The following is a 21,484-nucleotide window of genomic DNA, read 5'->3' as shown; positions in this document are numbered from 1 at the left end:
GTCGCGACGCACGGCGGCGATCACCGCTGTGCGCACGCCCGGCTCGAACTCGGCCTCGCCGCCCAGTCGCGTACTGACGGGCCGGCGTTGCCCATCGCAAGATTGTGCGCATGCGATTCCTCCTCATGGTCAGCGTGGCCACCATCGGCTGCGCGACCGCCCCTGCGCGCGTGGCCGACCTTGCGCCGTCGCCACCCGCCGACGCCGTCGTGACCCTCTTGCACCTGAACGACGTCTACGAGATCACGCCCATCGAGGGTGGCCGCGCCGGCGGGCTCGCGCGAGTGGCCACGGTGCGCCAGCGACTGCTCCGCGAGCGCGGTCAGGTGCTCACCACCCTCGGTGGCGACTTCATGTCACCCTCCGCGCTCGGGACGGCGCGCGTCGACGGCGAAGCCCTGGCCGGTCGACAGATGGTGGCCGTACTCAACGCCATGGGCCTGGACTGGGCCACGTTAGGCAATCACGAGTTCGACATCGCGGAGCGCCTGTTTCAGGCTCGCGTACGCGAGTCGCGCTTTCGCTACGTGATCAGCAACGTGACCGACACCGCGGGTGTGCCGTTGAGCGGCACGGTGCCTCGGGCCATCGTGCGCGTGGCCACGCGCGGGGGCCGCGTGATCACGCTGGGGCTCGTCGGTACCTTGCTGCCTGCGACGCGCGCCCCGTGGGTGCGCTACCAGGACCAGTGGGCCGCCGTCCGTCGCGAGGTGCAGCGGTTGCGCGATTCGGTGGACGCCGTCATCGCGATCACGCACCAGTACTACTACGAAGACGACCGGCTCGCCTCGGAGGTCGACGGCATCGACGTGATCGTGGGCGGACACGAACACGACAACTTTCTGCTGCGGCGCGGTGCGCGTCGCACGCCCATCGTGAAGGCGGACGGCAACGCGCGCAGCGCCCAGGTGGTCACGCTGCATTTCGGTGCGCGCGGCACGCGGCCCGTGGTCACGACGGAACTCGTGCCGATCACCGACAGCATCCCCGAAGATCCCACCGTGCGCGCCGAAGTCGAGCGCTGGCTGGACGTCGCGTTCGCGGGCTACATCCGGGATGGGTTTGCGCCGCGCGAACTCGTGGCGACCATTCCCGAACCGCTCGATGCGCGCGAGTCTGTGATGCGCGCGCGACCGACGAACATGACCGAACTGATGCTGGCCGCCATGCGGCGCGAGGCGCCCGCGGCGGAGATCGGCATCTTCAACGCCGGCAGTATTCGCATCGACGACGTGGTGCCCGCCGGCCCGGTGACGCAATACGATGTCATCCGCATCCTGCCATTTGGCGGCCCGCTCGCGACCGTTCGCGTGACGGGTCGGCTCATCGCGCGCACCCTGCTCACCGGGAGCCGCAACGTGGGCATCGGCGGCTTTCTCCACACGTACGGCGCGGTGGTGCAAGGCGACCAGGTGATGGTGAACGGGCAGCCGATCGACCCCGACCGCGTGTACACGGTGGTGACGACGGACTTTCTGCTGACGGGGCGTGAGGCCAACCTGCCCTTCTTCGTCTTTCCGGCCCCGGAGGTCACCGACAGGAGGAACCTGCGGGACGTGCGGGTGCCGCTGATGGAGGAGATGCGGGCGCGGTGGGGCGCTCGCGGGGGACCGGGCGGAACCGCGCAGGCTGGTGGGCCGAAGGGCCGTGGATCCGGGTGATGGACGGGCCGGCGCCCCTGTCTCGGCGCCGGGAATCCGGCTACCAGTGCCTCCGTGCGCCGCTTAGTTTTCGCGGACCATTCCCGAGTAGCTCAGGTGGTAGAGCAGGTGACTGTTAATCACCCTGTCGGGGGTTCGAGTCCCTCCTCGGGAGCTTGTGGGGCCAGCGTTCACAGCGCTGGCCTCATGTCGTTTCTCGGGCACTTTGGCAGAGTAACCGTGTCACGAGTTTGCCCTCCGCTAGTCGCGCGCCTGAGCTCGCACCATCTCCTTCGCCATGGGACGGGCTTTCCATGGATGGACAGGATCATCTTCTCGTCCACGTGACGAGGTTCTCGGCGATCAGCCAAGGATCGTCCCCCGCCCGCAGCTGGTGGACGGTGTGGGTGTTGCGGCACTGAATCGACCCGGGATTCCCGGAGGCAAGACGTGGAGTGCGCCACTCTCGCGTGGGTCAGCTGGTACAGCACGCACCACGTAACGGAACTCTTGGGCTTCTTGCCACCGGCCGGCCCGCGCCGAACCTCGAGCTCGTGGGCACCCGCAAAGTCTCGGGCACCCGAACCAAACCCACAGGGAACCTTCACACTCCCTGCGATGCAACAGATGGCGCTTTCCCAAGCACCCACCGCGAAGTGCCTGCTTTAGCGCCGTTTCACGGAACCCATCTTCGCCAGGACGACGAGAGCTGACGCACCCAACTCCTCCATACGGCTCCGATAGTCGTCCGCGAAGGAATCGGAGGCTGCTCCGGCCCCCAACGCGAGGTTCTGGTGCAGAAAATCACGCAGCCACAGCTCGACTACATCAACAGAGCATGCACGGACCTCGACACCTCTTGAGGCTACGGCAACGAACGGCGCGCCGCGCGTGAGCAACCGACGCAGATCGAGACGCTGCGGTAGCTTGCCTGAATAGGGTCCCAAGCGAACGGCAAGCGATCGAGAATCCACTACCGAGGCGCTGCAAATCACCGGCCTTGCCAGCTGCTCGAGGTGGTGCTCGAACTCTACCGCGGTAAGATCGATGAGCGATCCCTCCACACGAAACAGGACATCTGATTCTGTGGCCGCGACGCCTGCTTCTATGCGACACCCGTGGAGACAAAGTTCGGCAGCAGAGCGGATGTCATTGCGCCCAGGAGGGATCACCTTTGTCATCCTAGTACTTGGCCGACTTGAACCAGCCCCACATTGCTCGGCAGAAGAGCTTCCCCGTAGCCGTTACGGTCATTCCACCGCGCGTATACGTCCCATAGTAGGTGCGGATTGCGAAGCCGAAAGACCGACCCGGCTGTGACCTCGTAAACACTCACAGTTCGTTCTGACCTTCAATGCTGATCGTGTTGAAGGAGATTTGGGGAGGGCACCCCGAGAATCCTGGGCCACGAACGCCGACGATGTCTTGACGCTTGCCGGGATGCCCCTGCGGCTCCCCTGAAGCTCGCGAGTAGCCGAAGCCTCCCCCGCCCCAGTATGGCGAGTAGTTGGTCAGCAGTCAAAGATCTGGATCGTTGGCAGAGTAGTAGAGAGTCGCGGTTTGGCTATAGGGTCCCTCCTCGGGAGCTGGAAGCGGACAACACGACAAAGCCCGTCGCGCCAGCGGTGGGCTCTGTCGTTCAGTGATTTGAGGGCAATTGTACACGCTCGGCAAGTCCGACCCGGGAGCCGACGCTGAACTCGGACAACCGACGGCATCCGCGTCGCCGGCGACCCTACTTGGTCACCGCCCCCATCTGCACCACCTCGAACGCCGAGGACGGCACGCGCTTGAGCGTACCCAGGTTCGCGTCACTCCAGCGTGGATCGGGAGCGCCCGAGACATACCACCCACTGCCATTGTCGGCCATGAACATCCCGTACGCCTTCATCGCGTTGAGAATCACGCGGACCTCGGCGGGATAGCCGCTCACGTCAAAGCTCGCCTTGAGCCGCACCCGCATGCCCATCGGCGGCAACGCGCTCGAGGTGTCGCTGCTCGCGAAATGACGCGCCGGCGTCACGAACCCGCGCCGAGTGCGTGGACAAGTGAAGCGCAGCGCATGGTCGATGCGCTGGCGAACCACCGCCTCGTCGTAGCGCACGAGCCCCGGAAAGATCGGCAGCCCGGCCGCGTCCGCGGACGTCCAGTACATCGGACGCAGCGCGTTCGAGTTGAGATCGAAGATGGCGCCTGAGCCGGCGCGCCAGCTGCGGCCACCGTTGATGGGATGCGCGTCGAACACTTCGTAGAGCTTCCAGTTCAGCGTATCGACGATCAGAACGTGTCGATCGCCGGTGCCGTTCGGCCCGCCTTCGATGGGCGGGTTCATGGGGATCGGATACGGACCGGGATCGCTTTCGCTGGCGTACTGGAACGTGATCGGGCGCTTGACCTGTTTGGCGCCCACGAGCACGTACGGAATCCCGTTGGGCGCGCCGTTCCACGTGGTGCCAAAGTCGGGATGCAGATTGCGCAGGCCACACGACGCGATGAGGGTCGAGGATCGGGGGTCCACGGGCGCCGCACTGATGTCGGTATTCCACCAGTTGTCCGCGGGAAACGGACGCCGGCCGTTGAGCGGTCCGTTCGCCACCCACAGATCGGCGTCGTCGGGAAGCACCGGGGCGCCGGTATCGGGCGAAGCGCCGGGATCGGCGGGTGCGCCACAGGCGGCCGCGGCGAGAGCAATGGCAAACAGGAGCGACAGTCGCATGGGGAGGCGTGAGAGCGTCCCCGCATGATGCGACCGCACCCCTCCGCCGTGCGGTGCCCCTGACGCCGCCACACAGGTGCGCTACGTCACCGGTTGCGCCCGCGGCGTGACGCTCGAGACCCTGCGCGCTCGGGGTCGGTACATTCCGCCATGACCAGGGCACATACGAACGCCGACGACCCCGTCTCACGCTGCGGCTGGTGCGGTAGCGACCCGCTCTACGTCCACTACCACGATACCGAGTGGGGACGCCCGGTCTCCGACGATCGGCGGCTCTTCGAGAAGCTCTGCCTCGAAGGGTTTCAGGCCGGCCTCGCCTGGATCACGATCCTTCGCAAGCGCGAGCACTTCCGTGCCGCATTCGACGGCTTCGACTTCGAAAAGGTGGCGCGCTATACCGCGCGCCATGTGACGACGCTCCTCGGCAACGTCGGGATCGTCCGGCATCGAGGCAAGATCGAGTCGACGATCAACAACGCGCAGCGAGCGTGTGACCTCATCGACGAACGTGGCTCCATCGGATCGCTCGTCTGGTCCTACGAGCCGCCGGACGCGAGCCGGCCGCGCCGCCTCACGCCAGCGGTGCTCTCCACGCTTGCCACGACGCCCGAGTCCACCGCGCTCTCCAGGGACCTCAAGAAGCGCGGGTGGACGTTCGTCGGCCCCACCACGATGTACGCGGCGATGCAGGCCATGGGCGTGGTCAACGACCACGTCGAAACCTGCCATGCGCGTGCCATCGTAGAGAAGGAACGATCCGCCTTCCCTCGCCCGCGCTGAACATGACCACCCTGCTCCGCCTGCTGGCCAACGCCGCCGCGCTCTACGCGGCGACGCGCCTGGTCGACGGCATCTCCTGGCGCGGCGAGCCCCTGGGTCTCGCCGGCGTCGCGCTGGTGTTCGCCGTCGTCAACAGCGTCCTCAAGCCGATCGTCCGGTTCTTCTCGTTCCCGTTCATCATCCTCACGCTCGGGCTCTTTTCGCTCGTGATCAACGGGGCCATGCTGTTGCTCACCTCACGCCTGTCCGAGACGCTGGGGCTCGGCTTCCACGTCCGCGGACTCGGCGCCGCGTTCTGGGGCGCGCTCGTCGTGAGCATCGTGAGCATGGTGCTCAACAGCGTGCTCCTCGACGAGAAGCAGAAGAAGGGGTAGGAGCTTCGGCTGGCACCAGCGCCTCCGACCAGTGCGCTGAGCGAGAGCCACGGGATCGGTGCAGAGCCTGACTTCGGCCGTGCGGAGACCCGCCTTTCTCGACGCCTTCGACGCAACAGTGATTTCGCGACGTCCTGGCGAGCCGTACGCCAGGAGCCTGGTTACTGCGCTCTCAAGCTCCCGAACTCTGTACGGCCCTGCTGCAGCGCGACGACGTCGTCGTCCGCCAGCTGCTCCACCATGCGCTGGCGGCCGCTTCGCGAAGCGCATCGCGAACCCCGCCACGCCGAGCGTACAGCGCGCACCATGTCGGGCAGGTGCCTAACGCACTGGCGAATCGGCGCGGCGACTGGACTCGGCGGGCGTCGCCGTCGTGCCGAGACCGGCCAGCGTCGGGTGTTCCCGGATGAGATCGGCCAACGCACCGCGACTGTCGACCCCGAGCTTGCCAAAGATGTTGGACAGGTGCGTACTGACCGTGCGCGACGAAATGTCGAGTTCGCGGGCGATGTCCTTGTTGCTCCGGCGGCGCGACACGCAGCGCGCGATCTCGAGTTCGCGCCCGGTGAGCGCGCCCGCGCCTTCCATCACCTGACGCGGTGGCAACCGCACCCCAAGCGAGCGCAGCTGGCTGCGCGTGCCCCGCAACTCGAACTCGGCGCCAAGCCTGACAAAGGTGTCGTGCGCGTGCCGCAACTGGCGCACGGCATCCTCGAGCCGACCATCCAGTTCGAGCACCTGCGCCGCATTTCGGCGCAGGCGCGCCGCGTGAAACGGGAACGGGATGGCCTCCAGATCGTCGGCCGCGGCCAGGAGGCGCTCGGACGCATCGCGCCGGTGATCCCGCAAGCGGGCAATCAACGCATCGATCGCGTCCGCCCAGGCCACGCCCAGTCGATGATCGAGGGACCGGGATTCCGCTCGCAAACGACGCCCAACAGCTTCTGCCCTGGTGAAGTCCTGGAGCCAGAGGGCGGCTTCGGCGCTTTGGGGCAGGAGACGATGAATGGCCCACGCGACGTAGCCATAGCGGTCGGCCAGCTCGAGCCCGCGCTCTCCCATGGCCAGTGCTTCACGCCACTCGCCGCGATGCAGATGCAGGGCGGCCCGCCCCGTATGCGCCAGCACGAGGTTGTGCACGTTGGCCGGTAGCGCCTCGCCCGCGCGATCCGCGCCGCTCAAACCCCAGGCCTCATCGAGGAGCCGAGTGGCTTCGTGCAGCTGATCCCGACCAAGATGTACCAGGCCGGTCCACACGAGGATGCGAGGGAGCAGCGTGTGCGGCGCCACCGCACGGGCCAGCGGAATCGTCGTGCGCGCAGTTTCGAGCGCCTCCTGCCATTCCCCCGAGATCGATGCGTGTTCGATCGCGACCTCGGCCGTCGCGGCCTGCAACGGCGGCGAGTGGAGGAGATTCGCCAACCGCTCCGCCTCGCGACGGTGCAAGGCGATGCCCTCTCCGTCTCCATGGAGCCCGGCCAGCGTCGCGAGCGCCCAGTGGACCGACCACGCCACCTCTTCATCGCCTGCCACGCGCGACGCCTCCAGCGCACGGGCAGAATGGTGTTCCACTTTCGCGATCGGCCCTGTCCATCCGTAGATGAGGACGAGTGCGCGATGCACACGCGCCCGCAACAGTGGATTGCCCTCGCGCTCGACGTCGTCGACCACCTCCTCCAGGAGGCGCGCCCCGTCCGCGCTGCGACCGATGGACTGCAGTGCCATGGCCGTCGCCACGCGCACGCGCACCACGAGGTCCGGTCGCGCGGCGAGGCGTGCTGCACGTTCGGCCTCGGCAAACTCCTCGAGCGCGCGGTCGACGCGGCCCTCGATCACGAAGGCGTTGGCCGTGCGTCGGCGTACCTCGGCGCGTGCCTCGTGGTTGCCCGCGGCGTCTGCCGCGTCGCGCGCGCGGAGCAAGAGCCGGCGCGCCTCGGGCGCGTTGCCCGCACGTTGCGTGGCGAGAGCCGCGTCCTCGAGGAGTCGAATGACCTCCAGCGGATCGAGCACCGGCTCGGGCTGTCGGTCAGCCACCGCGAGCGCGTCGCGCAACCATGCGGCGGCCTCGGGGTCGGCTCGCCTTGCCAGCGCATCGCGGCCGGCGCGAATGAGATGAGGAATCGAGGCGGGGGTCGCAGCGAGCCCCCCGTTTGCGAGGTGCAGCGCCACATCGGCTGCCGCGTCCGGTCCGGCGTATCGCTCGATCGAGGTGGCGAGGGCACGGTGCAGCGCCCGTCCCCGCGCCTCCGAGATGCCCTCGGCCACGGTCATCCGCACGATGTGTTGCGCAAACACATAGGGTCCGCCGCCGATCGTCGGCGCACACAGGATCTGGCGCGCACAAAGCGCATCGAGTGCATCCGCCAGTGCCGATACGGCGAGCCCGGTGACCGATTCGATCACGTCGAGCGTCGCGCGCGGCCCGGCGAGCGCCACCACGTCGGCCACCTGCAGCACGTCGCTGGCGTATCCTGCGAGCCTGGCCCTGACCATGGCGCGCACCGACTGCGGGATCTCGCCATCCATCGGGGTGACGAACCCCTTCCAGCCCGCGGGTCCGACGCCCAGCGTGCCGGCCTCGATCAACGCCTTGAGCGTCTCGTCGATGAAGAACGGAAGTCCGCCGGTGCGTTCGTGCAGCGAGTCCACGAACGCGGCCGGGACATCGGGTCCAAATACCCCGTGCAGCATGTCGGACACGTCCTGCCTCGTCAGCGGGCTCAGCTCGCGGCGGACGGTGCGTGGTCGCCCGGCGAGCGAACGATCCACCTCCTGCACCCGCTCGGCCATTCGGTCATCCGGCACGTACGTGTACGCGAGCAGCAGCCGTTCGGCCTCGAGCTGGCGGCCAACGAAGTGCAGCAGCTCGAGGGACGACGTGTCCGCGTAGTGGGCGTCGTCGAAGACCAGCACGAGCGGCTCGCGTTGCGAGAGGCGGTCGAGGAACCGCGCGAAGTTCCAGAACAGACGTCCGCGTCCGTCGGCGTCGCCCCCCGAAGCGGCGTGGGCCGGAGCGCGGGTGCCGAACGCCGGGACGATGCTCGACAGCTCCCACTCGGCGCCTCGCGCGAGCACGGCGCTCGGACCGCTCCCGAGCGCCGCGAGCAGGGGCGTGAGCGCATCCGACCACATGCCGAACGGTCGGCCGGCCTCGACGGCGTACCCGCGACCGACCGCGGTGACCATTCCCCGGGCGCGGGCCTCCGACACCAACACGTCGACCAGGCGCGACTTCCCCACACCCGACACACCGCGCATGCTCGCGACGCGGCCGCCCCCGTCCATGACGTCGTCGAGCGCGAGGCGCAGCGAGGCCACGTCGGATCGGCGCCCGACGAGGGGAAGGGCTGCGATCGGGCCGGGCTTCACTCCGGCGCCGCTGGACGCGCTCATGCCCTGCCATTGAAGGATATGGGCGTCAAGTCTCGCGCACTGGAACCCTTCCCCGCAATAGGGCGCACGCCCCCGACTCACCCGCGACCTGCGCCAGGTTCGGCATGCCGCGCGCCTTTAGTCGAACTGACCGCATGAACGGACCAGCCGCCCCCGCCTGCGCCGGGTGGCTTTCGATGCTGGTTGCACCGCCCTCATATTTGGGGACGCAGGTACGCCAGGCTCCGCATTCCCCTCCCCCACCGCCATGTCCCCCGGAGACCAGCAGTCCTCAGACTCCACGGCGCCGCAAGCCCTCGGCTTCCTGCGATCGCTCTGGCGCCTCAACCACCTCCTGGAACGCCAGTCACGGCTGATGGCGCGGGAACTCGGCGTGACGTTTCCCCAGCGCACCGTCATTCGACTCGTCGGCCAGCGGCCCGGCGTGTCACCCGGTGACCTGGCCAGCTACCTCCACATCGACCCGGGAACGCTGTCCACGATCCTGCGGGGTCTGGAGCAACGCGGCCTGATCGCCCGGGGCACCGATCCCGACGATCGCCGCCGCGTGCAGATCAGGTTGACCGACGCGGGTCACGCGCTCGAGTCCCCTTCCGCGGAAACGGTCGAGGCCGTGCTGGCCCGCGTGCTGGGCGACTGGAGCGAGGACCACAAGCGCACGTCGATCGAACTCATGAACGCGATCAGCGACGGCCTGGCGAAGGCAGGGCTCCCACAGCGACGCCGCCGACCCTGAGCTGCCGAGCCCAATGACAACGGGGGGGAGCCAACCGGCTCCCCCCCAATTGTCGTGCGACTGCAGGCTCTTACGCACTGCGATCGAGGCAGCCGGTGAACTTGGGGTTGTTGCGTTCGGGAGTCGTGACGGGGAGGCTGACATCTGTGCCAAAGTCGCCGCCCTTGAAATGAGGCCCGATCGGGAAGACGCTGTTCACCGGACGGTTGTACTGACGGATGAGGCGGCGCATGTCGCTGAGCCGCTGGCCGCGGCTGAACGTCCACAGCGCCTTCTCGCGGAAATGCAGGTCGATGCGTGCCGCCTGGTTTCCGGGATCCGCAAGTGCTGGTAGGGCGCTCACCGGGACGCTATGAAGCGTTGGCGGAGCACTTCGCAGAGCGTTGAGGATCGAGAGCCACTGCGTCGCGTTGCCATCACGAAGCGCTTTCTCCGCCTCGATGAAGCGGGCATCAATCCCGTTCACGACGTCGACCGAGGTCAGTTGGTCGTAAATCGCGGTCGTGTTGGTATAGGTCTGTCCATCCTGGCCGGCGCTGCTGCGTTTGGTAACTGGCAGGCGAGGGTCGTTGAGCGAGGCAAACGGAATTGCATTCGGCACCCGGATATTGCGCTGGTTGCCCTGGACCGAATCGCCCACGGTGTAGCGCTGCGCCGAAAGCCCCTGGCCCCAGATGGTATTCGTTTGGGACGTCGTGGAGAACGTCGATTGATATGCAAACGAGGTCGGGATACCGGCTACGGTCGCCGCCGCCGCATCGACCTGGTTCAGGCCGAGCTGCGCCCGCCCCTTGGCCACACGCGCGGCGCGCGTGATGAGTACGGACGTTGCGTCCGAGGCCGAGCCCACGGTGGTCACCGCGGAATCGAATGCCGCGATTGCCGCGTTGTACACCTGCGCGATCGTCTGCGGATCACCCAGAACCACGGTTTCGCCCGACCCGTCGGAGAGCGGGATACCGTTACAGAAATCGGACGCGAGCTGCAGGTCAGCGAAACCACGGGCGAAGTACATCTCGCCAATGGTGGTTGTGGCGCCCGGCAGCCACTCGCGGAGCTCGCTGATGGCCTGATTGGCCGACGTACGCGTGCGGTACAGCCGATAGAGCATACCGGTTATGGAGCTGTTGTCCTCCCGGATTCTCCGCTGGTCGGTCTCGTCGTTCTGGACGAATGTGGAACTCGTGGCCCATTCATCGGCGAGCAGGCCTCCGAACAGCCACGTGCTCTCGTTTCCAGCCGTGATGGCCGTGAGCCGGGAAATGGTGCCGTTTGCGAGGGCACGGGCGCCCTCGATCGACTTGGTTGCGCCGGGATTGATCAGATCGGGATCCGTGGCTTCGAGCAGCGAGTCGGTAATTCCGCTGCAGGCGGTCGTCGACAGGAGCCCGAGGGCCATGGCGGCACGGGCAAACCGCCCGCCCGAGAAAATGCGATGCATCAGCATGGTCTTGAGGTAGGCGTTAGCGATTGATGTTGACACGGAGGATGTAGTACGACGGCAGGCCGAGCGTCTGGAAGTCACCACCCGGGCTGTCGGCACCCGTGGTGAGCTGATAGTCGTTCTCCGGGTCCACGCCGCGGTATTTCGTCCACTTGGCGATGTTGCGACCCGTGAGCAGGACGCTCACCCCACGGCTCTTGAACAGCCGCTGTGACAGGCTCGGTGCCAACGTGTATTGCACGGTGAGCTCGCGGAATCGGAGCAGCTCGCCATCCTGGAAGAAGCCGTCGAGCGTCGCCGCCGGGTGGTTGCGGGTTGCGACCACCATCGCCTGGTCTTCGAACGATGCGTTGGGGTTCTGCAGACCACCGCAGTTCTGGCGCGACACACAGCGGATCCGCTCGGTGTTGTTGTACCACTTGTGCCCGCCGCGGTAATCCAGGAGTGACTGGATACGGAGGCGGCGGTTGAAGAGATCGAACCCGTTGGTCAGCGTCGCGACATGCCGGGGCTGGCTGTAGCCTCGGAACGTGAACGAGTCGGCCACGAACACTTCGTTGAGATTCTGGTCGGCGTTGTAGGTCAGGATCTTGTCGCCGTTCTTGTCGTTCCAGCCCGTAATGGCGCGCGCCCAGAGTCCGAACATGGGGTACCCTTCGACGGCACGCGTCGTGGTACCGATCTGCGGCGGCGTACCGCCGAGCGAGACGAGCTTGTTGGAGTTCGTCGACGCGTTGAGCGAAACGTCCCAGGCAAACGCACGGCGGTCGAGGAGCTGGGCGGTGACGAGGGCCTCGAGGCCCTGGTTCCGCACCGACCCGAGGTTCGTTCGCTGGTTCGTCGGACCACCGAGGGACGGTGGCACGATCGCCGAGATGATCGCGTCCTGTGTCTTCTTGCGATAATAGGTGAAGTCGAGCGACAACCGATTGTCGAACAGCTTGGTCTCGAAGCCCGTCTCGAACTCCGTGGATTTCTCGGGCTTGAGATTCGTGTTGCCGATGGAGCTATACGTGATTGCCGGCGTGTCGACACCCCGAGCGTTGGCGATCGTCGAGCCATAGTACCGAAGGGCATCATTCGGCCCTGGTTGCACACCGGATGAACCGATGGCGGCGCGGAAGCGGAAGGAGTTCATCCACGAGGCGTCCGGGAAGAACGACTCATCGGAGAGCAGCCAGGAGACCGAGCCCTTCGGGTAGACCACACTCTGGAAGTCCGTTCCGAACGCCGAGTTCTGGTCGGTTCTCACCGCCGCCGTAAGAAACAGGCGGTCATTGAGCGCCGCCGCCTGCTCGACAAAGATGCCCAGCGTCTTCTGCAACGTGCTGGCCTCGTCCGCCGTAGGAACGGCCCCGGAACCCGCCGTCTGGGAGCCCGGCGCGAGCTGCTCACCAGTGGCCGAGCCCAGCTCGAACAGGTAGTTCACGTACTGCACACCCCCCGTGGTCTTCATCTGGAGCCACTGCCTCGGCGCCCAGCTCGCCGTCGAACCGAGATCCACCGTAAAGTTTCGGATGTCGGTGCGCGTGTTCTGCTTGAAGCCTTCACGATACAGGGCCGTGATCGGCGGGCCCTCGCCGCGGAGGAGGAGATTGTCGTCGACGCGGTCGGTCAGGTCATTGCCAAGAGTCGCCCGATTCTGCAGCCAGCTCGTGGGACGCCAGTTGGCATTGACCGAGCCGATGAAGCGGTTGACGCGCTGACCGGCCTTCTCCTGCCACGTGTATCCTGGCGTCCACGCCCGGTATCCATAGAGCGGTGTTCTCAATCCACCGCCAACGAGGCGATCAGGCGCGCAGATCTTGCAGCCCGGGCCTCCGAACGCCTGCGAGCCGAGGCCGGCGGTGGCGTTCGACTCGAGCGTGAAGCGCTGACCGAGATTGATGAAGCCAGTGGACGCGGCGATATCGAGCGTTGGACTGACGGCCGCGTTGAGGTTCGCGCGAACACTGGTCTTGCCCAGAACGTTGGGACGCCTGGTATAGTCGTGCTTGGGAAGGCCGAGTGAATCGAGACGCCGCGCCTCGAATGGCGGCAGCTCCAGCACACCCGTTTCGTCCTCGCGCTCGCCCGACACGAAGTAACGGACCGCCTCGGTACCGCCAGCGACATTTGCGCCATACTGGAACCGATATCCGGTGCTGAGCGGGCTGACGTCGTCGTCCTTGAACAGGTTATAAGACGCCAGCGAATCGATCGTGCAGAATCCCGACGAAACCGTGGGCAGGTTGCACCCGTTGATGCCGAGCTTTGTGCCGTTCGATACCCGAGTGCCAAAAATCGTGAAGGCGGTCGGGTACTGCGTGTTGTCCTTGAGAATCCCGCTCTCGCCGTACAGTGTCCACCGGGCCGCACCGGCCCGGCCACGCCTGGTCGTGATGAGCACCACGCCATTCGCCGCATCGGTGCCGTAGAGGGTTGCCGCCGACGGACCCTTCACGATCTCCATGTTCTCGATCTCTTCCGGGTTGATGTCACCGATTCGGCTCGGCTGCGAACCGCCCGTGAAGAGGTTCGACGATCCCACGTTGTTCGACATGCGAACGCCGTCGATGATGAAGATCGGATCGTTCGAGAGCGACAGCGAGTTCTGCCCCCGAATGCGAATACGCGCACCGGATCCCGTCTGCGAGCCGCTGGTGACGACCACGCCGGCCGTGCGCGAGTTCAGCAAGTCGTTCACGTCACGCACGGGTGACGCCTCCATCACCTTGGCCACATCGATCGAGGCCACCGCGTTACCGATCTCGACCCGTCTCGTCTCCCCGGTCGCCGTGGTCACGACCGGTGCCAGGGAAACCGCAACCTGCGTCAACGCAAACTCCACGTCCACGGTGCCACCGGCGGTTACAGTCACCGGCTTCTTCTGCTCCGAGTAGCCGACGCGAATCACCCGGACCGTGTGCGCCCCGACCGGCACTCCACGAATGGAGAACGTGCCAGCGCTACTCGTAAGGCCACCGAGGGTCGTGCCCACGATGACTACCTGCGCCTGGTCGACTGGCGAGCCGTCGGCGCTCACACGAACGTTCACCGTTCCCTGCGTGCCCTGTGCGGGCAGGGTTGCCGCGCTGAGCGCGAGCAGCCCGAGCCCGGCACTCAGGCCAATTCCGAACGAGCGAGTACTCATTCCGATATGCCTCCTGCGGGTTGTAAGGCAAACACGACGAGCGCTTCCTTCCTTCGCCGAACCTGGCGCCAGGTACCCTGGGGGTAGGAGTTCGGGATAACCGAGGCCAGCGGAGCGCAATGGGCGTCGGCACTAGAGTAGGAAGCGGCGCGGCAGGCGTCAATGCAAATGGGACGCGCGGCAGTCCGCGTACCCGGGTAGGGTGCGCCTCGTGGGGGCCGCGGCGGTCGACGCCAGCACGCCGGGGCCGAAACCAGCGTGCGGTACCATATTTACGACTCTCCTTCCGCCCTACCTCGCTCACCATGGCCAGCCCGGCACCGCTCGTCGCCGTCATCATGGGCAGCACCTCGGACTACGAGCACATGCAGCACGCCTGCGCCATGCTCGATGCGCTTCAGGTGCCCTTCGAGTCCCGAGTCGTTTCGGCGCATCGCACCCCGGACTGGATGTTCGAGTTCGCCACCTCGGCCGAGTCGCGGGGGCTCCGGGCGATTATCGCTGGTGCCGGCGGCGCTGCACATCTGCCAGGCATGGTGGCCGCCAAGACCACTGTGCCAGTCCTGGGCGTCCCGATTCCAGCAACCCTGCTCAACGGCCAGGACGCCCTGCTCTCCATCGTCCAGATGCCGGCTGGCGTGCCGGTAGGCACGCTCGCCATTGGAAAGCCCGGCGCGATCAACGCGGCCATCCTCGCGGCCGAAATCGTCGGTAACGAACGCCCCGATGTCCGTGAGCGACTCAAGGCCTGGCGCGCCGCGCGTCGCGACGAGGTCCTGGGACAAACCCTCCCATGAATCCGGTCCTGCCTGGCGCAACGATCGGAATCCTCGGCGGCGGACAACTCGGACGAATGACGGGCATGGCCGCGCGCACGCTCGGCTACGACGTCCACGTGCTCGATCCCGACCCGCACTGTTCGGCGCGCGACATCGCAAGTCACCTGATCACCGCCAGGTTCGACGACGCCGACGCCGCCGCAGAGCTGGCACGACGAGCGCACGTCGTGACGTTGGAGATCGAGCAGATCGCGCGGCCCGCCCTCGACGCGGTGGCCGCGATCGCTCCTTTGCACCCATCACCAGACGCCGTCTTCACCATTCAGGACCGCATTCGGCAGCGCACCTGGCTCGATCGCCACGCCATCCCCGTGGGGCCGTTCCGTGCCGTCAGCACCGCCGATGAATGTGCCGCCGCCGTGGCGGCCCTCGGCCCTTCCATCTGCAAGGCGCCGATGGGAGGCTACGACGGGCGCGGGCAAGTGCGCGTGAGAACGCCCCAGGAGGCCAGGGCCGCCTTTGAAACGTTAGGCAGCGGACGCTGCCTGGTGGAGCAGTTCCTCCCGCTGGACCTCGAGCTGTCCGTGCTCGTTGCGCGACGGACCGACGGCACGTCGGCCGTCTATCCGCCCGCCGTCAATCACCACGTCGCGGGCGTCCTCGACTGGTCGGTGTGCCCGGGGCCGCTGCCGGCGCCCGTGGTGGCGCACGCGCAGCAGATCGGTCGCGCCATCGCCGACACCCTGAACGTCGTGGGGCTGATCGCCTGTGAGCTGTTCCTCACCACGGACGGCCGACTGCTGGTCAATGAACTCGCCCCTCGACCGCACAACACCTACCATCACACCGAGCGTGGATGCTCCACGTCCCAGTTCGAGCAACTGGTGCGCGCCGTCTGCGGGCTGCCGCTCGGTGAGACGCGGTCCACGACGCCGGCGGCAATTGCCAATCTCCTGGGCGATCTGTGGCAGGGTGGCCCGCCGGCGTACGACCGCGCGCTGGCCGTCCCCGACGTGCGCCTGCACTTGTATGGCAAGACGTCGGCGCGCCCGGGGCGCAAGATGGGACACCTCTCGGCCGTTGCCTCGTCGGTCGACGAGGCCCGCGAGCGCGTGTTGAAGGCGCGCGAGCAAATGCGGACGTAGCGGGAGGTGGTGCAAAGCGACGCGGCGCCACCGCAACCGATGGCGCCGCTGTTGATACCCGCCGCAACATGGGCTCAGATCGCCTTGCTCAGTCCACCAAAGCGGCGATCGCGTCCGTGGAAGTCTTCGATGGCCGCGTCGAAGTCGGCCGTCCCGAACTCGGGCCACATGCGGCGCGAGAACACCAGTTCCGCGTACGCGCACTCCCATAGGAGGAAGTCGCTCAGGCGCTGCTCGCCTCCGGTCCGGATGAGGAGGTCCACGTCGCCGGCGGAGCCGTCGTCGTGGTTCACCGAGGCAAGGAGCGCGGCGAACGCCTCGCGCGACGGCTGCCGGCCGCCGCAAGCCGACGCGGCGCGTACCATCGTGTCGCGCGCGGAGTAGTCCACGGCGAGACGCAGGTGGAGCGCCGCGCACTCCTGCGTCGCTTCTTCGGCGGCCCGGATCGCGGTGACCAGTTCGGGCGAGAGGCGATCACGTCGGCCAACGACGCTGATGCGGACGTCGTTCTCCACGCATCTGGGCGTTTCCGCGGCCAGGTGCCGGCGGAATAGCCGCATGAGCGCCGCCACTTCGTCCTGCGGTCGGCTCCAGTTGTCGGACGAGAACGCGTACAGCGTCAGGCAGCGGACGCCGGTGCGGCGCGAATGCTCCACGATCTGGCGCACGGTCCTGGCGCCGGCCAGGTGACCGAACGTGCGCGGCTTACCGCGCTGGTTCGCCCACCGCCCGTTGCCGTCCATGATGATGGCGATGTGGCGCGGGATGCGCGCCGCGCGCGCCGAGTCCTCCGCGTCGCTCCGCATATCTCTCACAGTCGTCCCTCTCGCGTGATCCGGATGATGGCTTCCATGTGTTCGAGGTAGCGCTCCAGCGCCTTGCGGCCGGTGGCTGTCAGCGTGTAGTCGGTCCTCGGGACCCGCCCCTCGAACGTCTTTGTGCAACTCACGTACCCGGCATCCTCGAGCTTTCGTGCGTGTACGCTCAGGTTGCCGTCGGTCGTTCCCATGAGCGCCTTGAGGTCGGTAAACGACAGCGAGTCGTTCACGGCCAGCGCGCTCACGATCCCGAGCCTGACCCGTTCGTGAATCAGACGATCCAGCTCGGCCGCGGTCGCATCGCGTGCTGACCGCGCCGGGGGCTGAGCGGGTTGGGTGGCCGCCGAGGGGCGCGCGCGCGCGGCGGTGCCTCGCCTAGCCACCGTACTTCCTCGCGATGGCGGTGCCGAACAACAGGTGCAGACCCCCAAACCCGGCCGCCATCAGTGCGTTCAGCAGGACATGTCGCGTACCCTCGGCCCACACGGACGCGAGGACCACCGGGGCGCCAAGCGCGGTGGCGCCGAGCAGCATGAACGAGGCCCCCATGACGGGCACGATTGGCGTGGAGAGCGCGCCGCCGGCCATGACCGCCGCTCCGTACATGATGAGCCACACCCCCGGCAGGGCGACGAACCAGCCGGCCCGTACAGCGACCGCCGTGATGACCGCCCCCGTGATGAGGGCGGGCAGAAACGCAAGCGCGAGTTTGCGCGCGAGGGCCCCGCTCAGGGCCACCTCCATCCGTCGCGCCTTGCGGTAGGTCGAACCGACCGAGGTCACGAGGGCCAAAGGTGCCGCCCCGATCCAGGTGAGGAACCAGCGCGGGTCGTTGAGGTCGTTCCCGGACACGGCGTAGGCGAGGAGCGCGATCACGCCGGTGGCCGAGATTCCGCTGCCGGAAATGGCCGTGAACGAGCCCGCTCGCTCCATCGTCTCGCGGATGAACCGGAGATTGTCGAGGGCGCGGTCGGAGAGCGCGGGAGGCGCGTCGGAGCGGTCGAGCCGGAGGGGCTGTCGGGGCGTCACGGCCGAAGGCTAGCCCAGCGCCCGGGTGTCGTCAAGTGCTTTACAATACAAAGCACACACGGAGATACGGCGAGCACACGCCGCTCGGTGCCGCGACTCTGTACGATCCTTCGCGATAACCGAAGCCCTCCACACGCGGTCGTGTCCGGACTGCCTCGTCGGGCCGCGCCCATCGCGCGGATGCGTTCGGCCGGGAGCCGGGCCGACGCCTGACTGACGCCGGCCCGACTCCCACCCCTTCGCTACATCGCCACCCGCGGCCCCAGGAGCTTCTTCGCCTCGAGGATCCGCTCGTCGAGTTCCTGTCGCAGCTTGGCATACCGCGTGATGGCATCGCGACCGATCTTCTGGTCCGACCGCGTCGTCATCGTGTAGAGGTACTGGATGTGCGCCTGCAGTTCCGGCTTGGAGTAGCGGACCGACGGCATGATCACCTTGGCACGCAGTTCCTCGAGCAGCTTGAGCGTGTCCGCCGCTGAGGTGGCGGTGCGCAGCCGTGCACGCCCTTCCTCGATCGCGACCGCCAGCTGATTCACCTCGGTGACCATGTCGCGGACCTTGAGGTTGTGATTCAGCTGCTCGCGCAGGTCGGCGAGCGTGACGCCATCCTTCGCCACGCGAGGGTCCTGCCGCAGCGTGAGCGGCTGCACCTGCGTCACGCCACCGGCGGTCAGGCGAACCTGATACGCGCCCGGCAGCACCATCGGCCCGTTGCGACCGCTGCGCGCCGGGTTGGCGTCCCACGGTCCGGCGAGCGCGAGATCCCACGTGAATCGGTTGTGGCCCGGCGTGCGCGTGAGTCGCGGCGTGCCGCTCATCTCCGTCACCATCTGGCGCATGCTGGGCTGCGTCGTGGCGGTCTCTCCCGCTCCTTCGCTCACGAACGAACGCAGGATCTTGCCGGCGCCATCCAGGATATCCAGCCGCACCTGACCGGCGATGCCGTCGCCGAGCCAGTAGTCGATCTGCGCGCCCATGGGGGGATATTGCGGATCCGCCGGGTCGTTGCGGCTGCTCTCCACGCCCCCGAACGAACCGGCGTATCGACGCCGGTGCACTTCGGCCGGGCGGAACAGGTGGACGCCAGACGCGAGCAGGCGATCGCTCGCCTGGCGCACGGGCTCGAGGTTGTTGAGGATCCAGAACGACCGACCCTGCGTGGACATCACGAGGTCGCCGCGGTGCACACGGAGGTCCGTCACCGGGACCGCCGGAAGATTGAGCTGGAACGGCTGCCACGACACGCCGTTGTTGAACGAGATGTACATCCCGAACTCCGTGCCGGCATACAGCAGGCCTTCGCGCTCGGGGTCTTCGCGCACGACCCGGGTGGGCTCGTCCTTCGGAATGCCGTTGTCCCCTGTCGTCAGCAGGGTCCACGTCCTGCCGTAGTCGTTGGTCCGGTAGATGAACGGACGGAAGTCGCCTAACAAGTAACAGTGCACGGCGTAATACGCCGATCCGGCGCGATGGGGCGACGGTTCGATGTTCTGTGTGCGGCACCCATCCGGCGGGCCCTTGAAGTTGTTGCGCGTGAAGTCGGATGACGTGGCCACGAGCCCACGCGGCGTGATGTCGGTCCAGGTGCGGCCGCCGTTGCGCGTGATGAAGAACGGCCCGTCGTTCGCTCCGGTCCAGATCACGCCCGGCTCGCGCGGCGATTCGCGGATCGCGTACAGCGTGGAGAAGTACTCCTCACCGGTGACGTCGATCGTGATTGGTCCGCCGCTGGAGGATTGCTGGCGCTCCGGTGGATTGAGCGTGAGGTCCGGCGAGATGGTTTGCCACGTGACCCCGCCGTCGCGCGTGCGATGCACGTACTGCGAACCGTAGTACACGGTGTTGGGCTCGTGCGGCGACACCTCCATCGGCGACACGCGCTGGAAGCGAAGATCCAGATCCTTGCCAGGGTTGCCGTAGAGCGACTGCCCGCCGTTCCAGTACGGCTGCTCCTGACCGGAGCGCATGCTCATCCGCGAGAACTGCCCCTTGCACGCCCCATACACGGTGTCCGGGTTGGTGCGGTGCGGCATGATCGGGCCGGTTTCACACCCCGGTCCCTGCATCCACTCCTGCATCGGCGAATCGGGTCGCCCCGTCGTGAGCGGGAGGCTCGGCAGGATCAGCGTCGAGTTGTCCTGTTGCGCGCCGTAGAGCCGATAGGGGTACTGATTGTCCACCGCCACCTGGTAGATCTCGGCCGTCGGCTGATTGTAGATCGACGACCACGTGCGGCCGCCATCGATGGTGACGTTGGCACCACCGTCGTTCGACTGCACCATGATGTCCGGCGCCTGTGGGTTGATCCACAGGTCGTGGTTGTCGCCGTGCGGCACGTTCTGCGAGCGCCAGGTGCGGCCGTTGTCGGTGCTCTTGTAGAACCCCTCGCTGTACGTCCACACCGTGTTGGCGTCACGCGGGTGTACGGTCACGCCCGTGTAGTAGAACGGGCGGGTGAGCATCGGCCCGAAATCGCTGAGGAGCTTCCAGGTCTCGCCGGCGTCATCGGACCGGTAGAGGCCACTGCCGGGCTTGGCCTCGATGATGGCCCACACCGAGTTGGGCGAGGCGGGCGACACGGCGAGGTTGCTCTTGCCGAACAGCTCCGCCGGCAGGCCGCCGCCAAGCTTGTTCCACGTGACGCCGCCGTCCGTCGACTTGTACACCCCGCCCTCGCGCGCCCCCGAGACGATCGTCCACGGCTTGCGCTCGGCGCGCCACATCGAGGCGTACACCACCGACGGATTGCCGGGCATCATCTCGACGTCGACCGCGCCCGTGGAATCCGATACGAACAACGTCTTCGTCCAGGTGCGTCCGCCGTCGGTCGTGCGATAGACGCCGCGATCCACGTTGGGCTTGAACGGATTGCCGATCGCCGCCACCAGCGCCACCTGCGGATTGGTCGGATGGATGCGGACGGCGCCGATGTTCCCGACCGACGCCAGGCCAACGTGCGTCCATGTGGTGCCCGCGTCGGTCGACTTCCACACGCCGCGTCCGATCGCGACGTTCGAGCGATATCCGTCGGAGCCCGTGCCGGCCAGGATGACGTTTGGGTCGGAGTCAGCCACGTCGATGTCCCCCATCGACCCGACCGTGAAGTAACGGTCGCTGACGTTGAACCAGGTCTGACCCGCGTTGATGGTCTTCCACACGCCGCCACCGGTGGGGCCCATGTAGAAGGTGAGCGGCTGCTGGGGGACGCCGGTCACCGTGGTGACGCGGCCGCCGCGCGCGGGGCCGACGTTGCGGTAGCGGAGGCCGGCGAACAGCGAGGGCGGGACCGCCTTCGTGAGCGTTCGGGCCGCCGCCGGGGTCGTGGCGGGCGCCGCCTGGGCACCGGCGATCGTCGCGCCGGCGAGGGCGAGCGGGAGCAGGAGCAGCGAGCGAGTCATGGCAACATGGGGTGGCGGCGAGAAACCTGGGGGATCCCGACGAAAAACGGCGCGGAGGCCATGTGCCCCCGCGCCGCAAATCTGGCCAACGGACCCGGC

Annotated in this window: 15 protein-coding genes and 1 tRNA gene; 7 read left to right on the top strand and 9 right to left on the bottom strand. The window is 67.2% G+C overall.

Annotated elements, in window-relative coordinates:
• Positions 1-110: 110 nt before the first annotated feature.
• Together IT361_11935 and IT361_11930 are read left to right on the top strand one after the other, a co-directional pair.
• Positions 111-1,661, top strand: a complete 1,551-nt coding sequence (locus IT361_11935) for a bifunctional metallophosphatase/5'-nucleotidase (protein ID MCC6318388.1) — start codon at positions 111-113, stop codon at positions 1,659-1,661.
• Positions 1,662-1,742: 81 nt separating this feature from the next.
• A tRNA-Asn gene (locus tag IT361_11930) sits at positions 1,743-1,815 on the top strand.
• A gap of 490 nt (positions 1,816-2,305) precedes the next feature.
• On the opposite strand, the gene IT361_11925 is transcribed toward IT361_11930, so the two are convergent.
• Together IT361_11925 and IT361_11920 are read right to left on the bottom strand one after the other, a co-directional pair.
• Complete coding sequence (locus tag IT361_11925) at positions 2,306-2,821, bottom strand: hypothetical protein (GenBank protein MCC6318387.1); 516 nt, start codon at positions 2,819-2,821, stop codon at positions 2,306-2,308.
• Between the two features lie 554 nt (positions 2,822-3,375).
• Positions 3,376-4,356 (bottom strand): hypothetical protein, encoded by a 981-nt coding sequence (locus IT361_11920; GenBank protein ID MCC6318386.1) that lies wholly within the window; start codon positions 4,354-4,356, stop codon positions 3,376-3,378.
• Between the two features lie 150 nt (positions 4,357-4,506).
• Between IT361_11920 and IT361_11915 the strand changes: the two genes are divergently transcribed.
• Both IT361_11915 and IT361_11910 read left to right on the top strand, forming a co-directional pair.
• On the top strand, positions 4,507-5,136 hold the full coding sequence (locus tag IT361_11915) for a DNA-3-methyladenine glycosylase I (protein ID MCC6318385.1): 630 nt from the start codon (positions 4,507-4,509) through the stop codon (positions 5,134-5,136).
• A gap of 2 nt (positions 5,137-5,138) precedes the next feature.
• Positions 5,139-5,510 (top strand): phage holin family protein, encoded by a 372-nt coding sequence (locus IT361_11910; protein MCC6318384.1) that lies wholly within the window; start codon positions 5,139-5,141, stop codon positions 5,508-5,510.
• Positions 5,511-5,831: 321 nt separating this feature from the next.
• Here IT361_11910 and IT361_11905 read toward each other — a convergent pair whose 3' ends face one another.
• Positions 5,832-8,903, bottom strand: coding sequence for an AAA family ATPase (locus tag IT361_11905; protein MCC6318383.1), 3,072 nt, complete (start codon positions 8,901-8,903; stop codon positions 5,832-5,834).
• A gap of 247 nt (positions 8,904-9,150) precedes the next feature.
• Here IT361_11905 and IT361_11900 point away from each other — a divergent pair, with 247 nt between their 5' ends.
• Entirely contained in the window at positions 9,151-9,639 is a 489-nt protein-coding gene (locus tag IT361_11900; GenBank protein MCC6318382.1) for a MarR family transcriptional regulator, read from the top strand.
• 70 nt (positions 9,640-9,709) lie between these two features.
• On the opposite strand, the gene IT361_11895 is transcribed toward IT361_11900, so the two are convergent.
• Both IT361_11895 and IT361_11890 read right to left on the bottom strand, forming a co-directional pair.
• A complete protein-coding gene (locus IT361_11895; protein ID MCC6318381.1) occupies positions 9,710-11,122 on the bottom strand; it encodes a hypothetical protein in 1,413 nt (470 codons plus the stop codon).
• Positions 11,103-14,216, bottom strand: a complete 3,114-nt coding sequence (locus IT361_11890; GenBank protein ID MCC6318380.1) for a SusC/RagA family TonB-linked outer membrane protein — start codon at positions 14,214-14,216, stop codon at positions 11,103-11,105. The genes IT361_11895 and IT361_11890 overlap by 20 nt, the downstream gene beginning before the upstream one ends.
• Before the next feature lie 305 nt (positions 14,217-14,521).
• Here IT361_11890 and purE point away from each other — a divergent pair, with 305 nt between their 5' ends.
• Both purE and purK read left to right on the top strand, forming a co-directional pair.
• Entirely contained in the window at positions 14,522-15,013 is a 492-nt protein-coding gene (gene purE, locus IT361_11885; GenBank protein ID MCC6318379.1) for a 5-(carboxyamino)imidazole ribonucleotide mutase, read from the top strand.
• Positions 15,010-16,140: a 5-(carboxyamino)imidazole ribonucleotide synthase gene (gene purK / locus IT361_11880; protein ID MCC6318378.1), complete on the top strand. Its 1,131-nt coding sequence runs from the start codon at positions 15,010-15,012 to the stop codon at positions 16,138-16,140. Before purE ends, purK begins: the two co-directional genes overlap by 4 nt.
• A 74-nt stretch (positions 16,141-16,214) precedes the next feature.
• Here purK and uppS read toward each other — a convergent pair whose 3' ends face one another.
• The 4 genes from uppS to IT361_11860 form a co-directional block, all read right to left on the bottom strand.
• Positions 16,215-16,946 carry a di-trans,poly-cis-decaprenylcistransferase gene (gene uppS / locus IT361_11875; protein ID MCC6318377.1) on the bottom strand — a complete coding sequence of 244 codons (732 nt, stop codon included), beginning with the start codon at positions 16,944-16,946 and terminating at the stop codon, positions 16,215-16,217.
• A gap of 5 nt (positions 16,947-16,951) precedes the next feature.
• Complete coding sequence (locus tag IT361_11870; GenBank protein MCC6318376.1) at positions 16,952-17,341, bottom strand: transcriptional regulator; 390 nt, start codon at positions 17,339-17,341, stop codon at positions 16,952-16,954.
• A complete protein-coding gene (locus IT361_11865) occupies positions 17,334-17,987 on the bottom strand; it encodes a hypothetical protein (protein MCC6318375.1) in 654 nt (217 codons plus the stop codon). The genes IT361_11870 and IT361_11865 overlap by 8 nt, the downstream gene beginning before the upstream one ends.
• A 242-nt stretch (positions 17,988-18,229) precedes the next feature.
• Positions 18,230-21,337: a hypothetical protein gene (locus IT361_11860; GenBank protein MCC6318374.1), complete on the bottom strand. Its 3,108-nt coding sequence runs from the start codon at positions 21,335-21,337 to the stop codon at positions 18,230-18,232.
• Positions 21,338-21,484: the final 147 nt, after the last annotated feature.

This window comes from Gemmatimonadaceae bacterium, assembly GCA_020846935.1.
Taxonomy (GTDB): domain Bacteria; phylum Gemmatimonadota; class Gemmatimonadetes; order Gemmatimonadales; family Gemmatimonadaceae; genus RBC101.
The sequence above is the reverse complement of the archived record's forward strand: the minus strand, read 5'-3'. Positions and strand labels throughout refer to the sequence as shown.

Bases quoted from the DNA above. Each gene is read 5' to 3' on its own strand.
- IT361_11935 (MCC6318388.1), top strand. From the start codon at position 111: ATGCGATTCCTCCTCATGGTCAGCGTGGCCACCATCGGCTGCGCGACC.
- IT361_11925 (MCC6318387.1), bottom strand. From the start codon at position 2,821: ATGACAAAGGTGATCCCTCCTGGGCGCAATGACATCCGCTCTGCTGCC.
- IT361_11920 (MCC6318386.1), bottom strand. From the start codon at position 4,356: ATGCGACTGTCGCTCCTGTTTGCCATTGCTCTCGCCGCGGCCGCCTGT.
- IT361_11915 (MCC6318385.1), top strand. From the start codon at position 4,507: ATGACCAGGGCACATACGAACGCCGACGACCCCGTCTCACGCTGCGGC.
- IT361_11910 (MCC6318384.1), top strand. From the start codon at position 5,139: ATGACCACCCTGCTCCGCCTGCTGGCCAACGCCGCCGCGCTCTACGCG.
- IT361_11905 (MCC6318383.1), bottom strand. From the start codon at position 8,903: ATGAGCGCGTCCAGCGGCGCCGGAGTGAAGCCCGGCCCGATCGCAGCC.
- IT361_11900 (MCC6318382.1), top strand. From the start codon at position 9,151: ATGTCCCCCGGAGACCAGCAGTCCTCAGACTCCACGGCGCCGCAAGCC.
- IT361_11890 (MCC6318380.1), bottom strand. From the start codon at position 14,216: ATGAGTACTCGCTCGTTCGGAATTGGCCTGAGTGCCGGGCTCGGGCTG.
- purE (MCC6318379.1), top strand. From the start codon at position 14,522: ATGGCCAGCCCGGCACCGCTCGTCGCCGTCATCATGGGCAGCACCTCG.
- purK (MCC6318378.1), top strand. From the start codon at position 15,010: ATGAATCCGGTCCTGCCTGGCGCAACGATCGGAATCCTCGGCGGCGGA.
- uppS (MCC6318377.1), bottom strand. From the start codon at position 16,946: ATGCGGAGCGACGCGGAGGACTCGGCGCGCGCGGCGCGCATCCCGCGC.